5 protein-coding genes are annotated in these 7596 nt (G+C 37.9%); 1 reads left to right on the top strand and 4 read right to left on the bottom strand.

All coding sequences use genetic code 11. From position 1 onward, the window contains the following. Positions 1–16: 16 nt before the first annotated feature. The 3 genes from ppdK to ACFIO3_RS05940 all read right to left on the bottom strand — a co-directional run bounded on the left by ppdK (position 17) and on the right by ACFIO3_RS05940 (position 4091). On the bottom strand, positions 17–2683 hold the full coding sequence (gene ppdK / locus ACFIO3_RS05950) for a pyruvate, phosphate dikinase (protein ID WP_375704198.1): 2667 nt from the start codon (positions 2681–2683) through the stop codon (positions 17–19). Between the two features lie 166 nt (positions 2684–2849). Continuing rightward, positions 2850–3506 (bottom strand): DsbA family protein, encoded by a 657-nt coding sequence (locus ACFIO3_RS05945; protein ID WP_375695442.1) that lies wholly within the window; start codon positions 3504–3506, stop codon positions 2850–2852. A gap of 84 nt (positions 3507–3590) precedes the next feature. Then, entirely contained in the window at positions 3591–4091 is a 501-nt protein-coding gene (locus ACFIO3_RS05940) for a DUF721 domain-containing protein (RefSeq protein WP_375606391.1), read from the bottom strand. A gap of 200 nt (positions 4092–4291) precedes the next feature. Here ACFIO3_RS05940 and mutY point away from each other — a divergent pair, with 200 nt between their 5' ends. Next, on the top strand, positions 4292–5350 hold the full coding sequence (gene mutY / locus ACFIO3_RS05935) for an A/G-specific adenine glycosylase (protein ID WP_375696771.1): 1059 nt from the start codon (positions 4292–4294) through the stop codon (positions 5348–5350). Positions 5351–6095: 745 nt separating this feature from the next. Here mutY and ACFIO3_RS05930 read toward each other — a convergent pair. Then, positions 6096–7232 (bottom strand): site-specific DNA-methyltransferase, encoded by a 1137-nt coding sequence (locus tag ACFIO3_RS05930; protein WP_375606393.1) that lies wholly within the window; start codon positions 7230–7232, stop codon positions 6096–6098. Positions 7233–7596: the final 364 nt, after the last annotated feature.

Below are 7596 nucleotides of genomic sequence, written 5' to 3'. Positions count from 1 at the left end.
AAAAAATATTAACCCATTACATCCTTTTTGCTATTGCGGCCTGAGCTGCTGCTAAACGAGCAATTGGTACTCGAAAAGGAGAACACGAAACATAATCTAGGTTATTTTCTTCACATAAAGCAATAGAGGCAGGATCGCCTCCATGTTCACCGCAAATTCCCAATTTTATTTTTGCACGCTTTGAGCGTCCACGCTGTGCAGCAATGGTAATAAGTTCCCCTACTCCATCACGGTCAATAGATACGAAAGGATCTTGCTCTAAAAGACCTTTTTGAAAATAGGTTGCCAAAAAAGGAGCAGCATCATCACGGGAAATCCCAAAAGTAGTTTGTGTCAAATCGTTTGTTCCAAATGAAAAAAATTCAGCAGTTTCAGCAATTTCATCTGCTCGAAGCGCTGCCCTTGGAAGTTCAATCATCGTCCCAACTATATATTGAATAGTACCTCCCTTTTCTTTCATCACTTCCTCAGCAACCTGATCAATACGCGCTTTTACAAAATCGAGTTCAGATTTAAGAGCAACCAATGGCACCATAATTTCAAGCATAACAGGAGATCCAGATTTTTGGGCAGATTCTGCTGCTGCTTCAAAAATCGCCCGCGCTTGCATTTCTGCAATTTCAGGATAAGTAATAGCTAAACGGCATCCTCGTAATCCAAGCATAGGATTAAATTCGTGTAACTGCTGAGCACGTTCAGCAAGTACTTCAGCAGAAACCCCCATAGCTGTTGCAACATCAAGAATTTCTGCTTTCGTTTTAGGCAAAAATTCATGGAGTGGCGGATCTAACAAACGAATGGTAACAGGTAAACCACACATAATTTCAAATAATTCACTAAAATCTGAACGCTGCATTGGCAAAAGCTTATCTAGTGCTTTACGACGACCACGTTCATCATGACTTAAAATCATTTCACGCATGGCAACAATACGTTCTCCAGAAAAAAACATATGCTCCGTACGGCAAAGACCAATACCTTCAGCCCCAAAAGAACGCCCCATACGGGCATCAGATGGTGTCTCAGCATTGGCGCGAACTCTTATACGTCGCATCCCATCAGCCCATTCCATTAATTTTGCAAAGTCTCCGCAAAGCTTAGGCTGCAACATTGCAACTTTTCCTTTGAAAATTTCCCCACTTCCACCATCAATCGTGATAACATCGCCTTTTTTAAAGCTTTCTCCTGAAGCAAATAGCGTATTTGTATTATAATCAATCCGCACACTACCAGCACCAGAAATACATGGTTTTCCCATTCCCCGCGCAACAACAGCAGCGTGACTTGTCATGCCGCCACGCGTTGTTAAAATTCCTTCTGCAGCATGCATACCATGAATATCTTCTGGGCTTGTTTCCACACGGACCAAAATAACTTTTCGCCCTTCTGCTGACACAATTTCTGCCTCTTCCGAAGTAAAAACAATTTCACCCGTTGCAGCTCCAGGAGAAGCAGGTAAACCACGCCCTATAACAAAACGCTCTGCTTTGGGATCAAGTGTTGGATGTAAAAGTTGGTCAAGTGACTTTGCATCAATACGCATTACCGCCTCTTCACGGCTTATTAACCCCTCCTCAACCATTTCAATTGCCATCTTGAGAGCTGCACGAGCCGTACGTTTTCCCGAACGAGTCTGCAACATCCATAACTTACCTTTTTCAATGGTAAATTCGAGATCTTGCATATCCCGATAATGCTGCTCAAGCTTTTGCGCGATCTGACATAACTTCAAAAAAGCCTCAGGCATAATTTTTTCTAAAGACGGCTTATTTGAACCAGCAACAATACGCGCATTTTCTGTAATATTTTGAGGCGTTCGAATACCCGCCACAACATCTTCTCCTTGCGCATTAACTAAAAATTCACCGTAAAGTTCTTTTTTTCCTGTCGATGGATTGCGTGTAAAAGCAACACCTGTTGCCGAATCTTCACCCATGTTGCCGAAAACCATAGCTTGCACATTAACTGCCGTTCCCCAACTTTCAGGAATGCTATGTAAACGACGATAAGTGACTGCGCGTGCTGTCATCCAACTTGAAAAAACGGCTCCAATCGCCCCCCATAATTGCTGTTCAGGATCTTGTGGAAAAGGGATTCCTAATTTTTCTTCAATATATGCTTTATAAGAAGCAATAACATGTTTCCAATCATCTGCTGTCATTTCTGTATCAATAGTGTAACCATTGCGTTCTTTTGCCTCATCAAGAATCTCTTCAAAATAAGAATGGTCTACCCCCAAAACAACGTTAGAATACATTTGGATAAAACGCCGATAACTATCATAAGCAAACCGTTCATTATTAGCTTGTAAAGCAATAGCTTTTACAGTCTTATCATTCATGCCAAGGTTAAGCACTGTATCCATCATTCCTGGCATAGAAGCCCTAGCCCCTGAACGAACAGAAAGCAAAAGTGGTCTTTGCTCATTACCAAATTCACGTCCTGTTTGTTCACCAACGCGTCTTAATGCTTGCTTAACAGATTCCTGTAGCTCTTCTGGGTATGATTTGTCATGTGCGTAATAAAAATTACAGACTTCTGTTGTCAGAGTAAATCCTGGCGGTACGGGCAAACCAAGACTACTCATTTCTGCTAAATTAGCCCCTTTACCTCCGAGAAGATTACGCTCGCTTGCACTTCCTTCTGCGTTTCCATCTCCAAAACTATAAACCCATTTTTTCATTGTACAAATCCTCCCATATCAGCATCAAAACACCATTCAACCTAGGCTTAACTTAAATGATTCAAAATCGGCGAAATAAAAAAGATCGCTTCATAAATGCATAATACCTAACCTTCTTAAAAGAGATAATGACCACATCACCATCTATCTTCTAGAAGATTAAGATTCAGTTTTTAAGAAAACTATCAATCACCGAAAAAAAGTCTTCTACTTTCATAGCACCTTCATATTTATTTCCATTGATAAAGAAAGTAGGCGTTGCTGTCACACCAAGTTCTTTACCACGCTCAAAAGATGCATTCACTTCATCTAAAATGGTCTGATTTTTCAAACACGCAGTAAAACTTTCATCTGAAAAACCCGCCATTAAGCTAATTTTTTTCAATGGTGTCAGAGCATCTTTTCCCCAAACCCACTCATTTTGTTTTTGAAATAAAACTTCTATAAAAGGGAAATAGCGATCTTCTGGTGCACACCGTGCTAACATAAAACCTGCTGTTGCCCGAGGATCAAAAGCATATTCTCGGAAAATCAGTTTCACTTTTCCTGTTTTGATATATTTTTTACGAATTTGAGGAAGTATATCGTTGTAAAAATGTGCACAATGAACACATGTTAACGAAGCATACTCAACAATGATGACTGGTGCATCCGCCTCTCCCTCAAAGCGATCCTTTACTTTACTTGATTGGAGAAGCTCAGCCATATCAACTGTTGCCACTGGTTTGAGATCACGCGCTAAAGCAACTGTTACACTATTTTGTACAATCGTTATGAAGAGAAAAATTATCCCGAAAGATAAAAAAGAACGAAATTTTACCATAAATAATACTTTTCTGTTGGTATTAAACGAATAGGAATCCAATGCTTTCTCATATATTAAAGAAAATATATATAAAATATCTTGCTATTTATTATTTTTTTCCGAGAAAATGCAACAGCCAAGTTTATAAAGTGATTGGCGTAAACTTTTATCTTCAATTCCTTCAAGCATTTTCTCCACGCATTTTTTGTCTTGTTCACTCAAAGTCGACTTTAGAGGCAAATGATTCATAAAAACCGACAGACGCCTTTGTTCAATCTTGATGCGATCAATAGCAATATAGCCAAAAAATCCATTAATTTTATGAAGAAATTCCTCTGTTTCATGCATTAATTTCAACGCCGCAAATCCTTCACATGCGACAACAAGTGTTGCTGGCTGAAAAACTTCATCTTGATCTGCACGACGTTTCCAAATAATTTTAAGCGGCATTGTATGTTCACTGATATCATGGCCCACAATTTGTGGCCAATGCTCTATAAGCTCTACATTTAGCCCTGTCCGTTTGCGCAAAACGGGATCAAGTATTTTGAATACCGTCTCAGAAAGAGAATAAAAGATACGTTTTTTTAGTTGTTTTCTCATTTTTAGATCATTGTTCAACCGTTTACTCAATTACAATAATTTGTTTTATCTAAAAATAATTGCCTCCCTAATTTATAAAATATCAACAAAATAAAAATCCACTCCTCACCAGGGTCTCGACAATAAAAGAGCAAAAAAAGAATTACAAAATAAATATTTTTTCTTTTGCATTTTACATCTCTCTATGCTTGAAAACAATCATGTATGAAATTTCTTCGCACCTCCTTTCTTGGTACGATCAAAATCATAGAAACCTCCCATGGCGGATTACCCCCGAAGAGCAAAGACAAGGTATCCGTCCTGATCCTTATCAGGTTTGGCTTTCTGAAATCATGCTGCAACAAACAACCGTTGAAACGGTTAAGCCCTATTTTAAAAAATTTCTGAAATTTTGGCCTGATCTTCCTTCTTTAGCAATAGCCTCACAAGATGATATTATGAAAGCATGGGCTGGACTTGGTTACTATTCACGCGCACGTAATCTTAAAAAATGTGCGAGACAGCTTGTTGAAAACTACGCAGGACAATTTCCACAATCTGTAAAAGAATTGCGAACTCTAGCCGGTATTGGAGAGTATACTGCCGCAGCCATTGCCGCAATTGCTTTTAACCATCCTGTGGCAGTGGTTGATGGTAATGTCGAACGTGTAATAGCGCGCCTTTTTGCTATCGCTTCAATATTACCAAAAGCAAAAGCTGAAATTAAAGAAAAAACACAAAAAATTACTGCTTTAAATCGTCCTGGCGACTTTGCTCAAGCAATGATGGATTTGGGAGCAACCATTTGTACTCCACGCAAACCATCTTGTTATATCTGCCCTCTTCAAAGTTTATGCAAAGCGGCAAAGATGAAACAACCGGAGTCTTTTCCAGTTAAAGCCCCTAAAAAAGAACGCCCTTCAAAAACAGGTAGTGCCTTTGTGGTTCTTAATAAAAATAAACAAATTTATTTGGAAAAACGACAGACGCAAAAACTCCTTGGTGGAATGACCCAAATTCCTAACAATATTGATATAAACAACAAAAATGGGCTCCAAAACGCCCCCTTTCCTGCCAATTGGCAATTCAAAGGGCAAATTACGCATGTTTTTACTCACTTTTCTCTAAAACTCGATGTCTACTATACTGAAGATATTCATGAAATGAATTGTGAAAATGGTTGGTGGTGCAACATTCAACATCTTGCCAAAGAAGCGCTCCCTACTGTTATGAAAAAAGCCATTTCCGTAGCACTTCCCAATTCTTTCAGATTTAAATAACCTTGTTTATTCGTAAACATGTTTGCTAATGGAGACTTTTGTATCCCTAATGACCATTTCTTAATCTTTACAAAGAAAAATTTAAACACGTAGAATGTCTCATTTTTTCTATCAATGAGAATTAAGAAGGAATAGAAATCTTAGATTTAAATTTCAGGATCTGTCCTTTGTTCGCTTATGAAGAAGCAAATCGGCACCATCGTTATATTTACCCACCCCCTACGACACCCTTGGCACTTGAAACGGTTCATAAGAGGTACTTTTAGTTCTTTCTTTAACAATTTTTATTCACACGCCAACCCCGCTTATGACATGCAAGTAAGTAATTTTTATTGATTCAATATGAAACAGGTTTGAAATAAAAGAGTTTGACGATATTCCGAGGGCAATTCAATATGAGTTGCGCTAAATTATCTTGATAAATCAATATATTTTACGCACTTTATAGATGCACGTACAAAAAAGCACTTAATTTTGAACTTCTGAATGAACCTTTTAATTCTGATATTTCATTTTTATAAGATTATATTGAAATTTTACTATTTTGGAACTAAAATCAGAACATAGAGTAGAAATTTCTCGTTTTAATTTTTTCTACAAGAAGCGAAAAATACTCGCTTGCCGCTTACAAGCGAGGTGAGTATTTCAATATAAAATATCTAAGAAAAGCATAAAACGCGCTTGCATCCATCCCAATCGAGATCAGGTACATTGGTGATTAATAGAATGAAGCGATCAGCTTAGTTCATAAAACACCCGTTTTTAACATTTGTGAACGTATGATCATTCTTAAATGATCTATGGACTTTAACCGTCCATTTTCCTCATAATACCAAAATGTCCAACCATTACAACTCTGCGAATCTTGAGCCTTTCTTCCCATTGCGTGAATTGAACCCGCTTCACCACCATGCATAATCGTACCATCAGCTCTTACAATAGCAGATACTTGCTTTTTTCGATCATAAAGAACTTCTCCAGGATAAAGTAAACCTGCTTCAAGCAAACTGTTGAATGCTATGCGCGGTTCTGCTTTTTTTCTATCTAAAATCGCCAGCTCTGGTTGTCCTAAAGGTTTAACCGCCGCAATCCTTTCACATGCCGCATCAATGTAATCTTGCTCGCGTTCAACCCCAACAAAATCACGCCCTAAAAGCTTGGCAACAGCACCTGTTGTTCCCGAACCAAAAAACGGATCAAGAATAACATCACCAGGTTTACTAGAAGCCATAATAATACGCGCTAATAACGCTTGCGGTTTTTGTGTTGGATGTAATTTACGCCCTGAATCATCCTTTAAACGTTCAGCTCCAGTGCAGAGAGGAAAAAGCCAATCTGAACGCATTTGTAGATCTTCGTTTGCCGCTTTTAAAGCATCATAATTAAATGTATACTTTTTATCTTTTTGATCTCGCACAGCCCAAATAAGTGTCTCATGAGCATTTTGAAAGCGTCGCCCTCGGAAATTAGGCATCGGGTTATTTTTGCGCCAAATAATATCATTGAGCATCCAAAAACCTAAATCTTGTAATGCCGTACCAACTCGAAAAATATTATGGTAAGATCCGATAACCCAAAGGGTTCCATTAGGTTTTAACACACGACGACAAGCAAGCAACCACGCACGGGTAAAAGCATCATAAGCAGCAAAACTCTCAAACTGGTCCCATGCATCATCAACCGCATCAACAAGCGAATGATCTGGACGATATAAAGCACCATCCAATTGCAAATTATAGGGTGGATCCGCAAAAATCATATCAACAGAATGTTTTGGAAGTTTTTCTAAAACGGAAACACAATCTCCTTTAAAAATTTTATTGCGCCATGGCGTCTGGGAGGGATTACGAACGAAATCTTTTTGAAGCTGAATAACTGTCATGAAAAACCCAACAAAATGAACTGAATTTGCCCTATAATCAACCAAAATAGTTTATAGGCCCGCTTTACCAATCCATATTTACAAAATAGAGTAAACGTATCGTTAAAGTTCCGAAAAATTGATTATTATTTTTTGTTTTTTAAAGTAAAAAAACTTCCATCTGAATGAATTTTTCTTTTTTCAATATACTGTTCCCCTATCTTTTATTTCGTAAAATGAATAAGAATCATTTTCAAAATATATTTTTATGAAATAAGATTCTCTCAATGTCGTTTTCATGAAAATTGTTCATCTCGTAACATGTAAAGGAATATTTTATGCCTCAAATAGATCTTATTATTTTTGATTGTGACGGAGTTCTCGT

This window comes from Bartonella sp. AD328YNZD (assembly GCF_042196425.1).
Note: the sequence above shows the minus strand (reverse complement) of the source record. Positions and strands in the feature narration are given on the sequence as shown.